This window comes from Microvirga sp. 2MCAF35 (genome assembly GCF_052115545.1).
Classification (GTDB): Bacteria; Pseudomonadota; Alphaproteobacteria; order Rhizobiales; family Beijerinckiaceae; genus Microvirga.
Window position 1 is genome coordinate 1 of record NZ_JBFRGW010000119.1, and the last position, 371, is coordinate 371.

The following is a 371-nucleotide window of genomic DNA, read 5'->3' on the forward strand; positions in this document are numbered from 1 at the left end:
CTGGAGGGCCAGCGCGATGATGTCGGCGGTCAAGGCCGCCTCGTCATCGGCTGCGGTCGGGATCTTACGCTGCGTGGAGCGGTGTTGACCCAGAACCCGGCAAACCCGTCGCTCGGACAGGCCCAGTTCTGCGATCACATGATCCACGCAGGCGCGGCGGCGGGCGGGGCTTAGAAGTTTCCCTTGACAGCCTCGGCGAGGATCATCTTGTCAAGGGTCAGATCCGATACGGCGCGACGAAGCCTGGCGTTCTCGGCCTCAAGCTCCTTCAACCGCTTGACCTGATCCCCCTTGAGCCCGCCGTATTCCTGGCGCCACCGGTAATAGGTAACTTCCGTCACACCAATCGAGCGGATCGCCTCCGCGACTGA

Annotated in this window: 1 pseudogene; it reads right to left on the bottom strand. The window is 63.6% G+C overall.

Features of this window, described 5'->3' with window-relative positions:
- Positions 1–371: pseudogene (locus tag AB4097_RS21560) on the bottom strand (transposase); the annotation flags it as partial.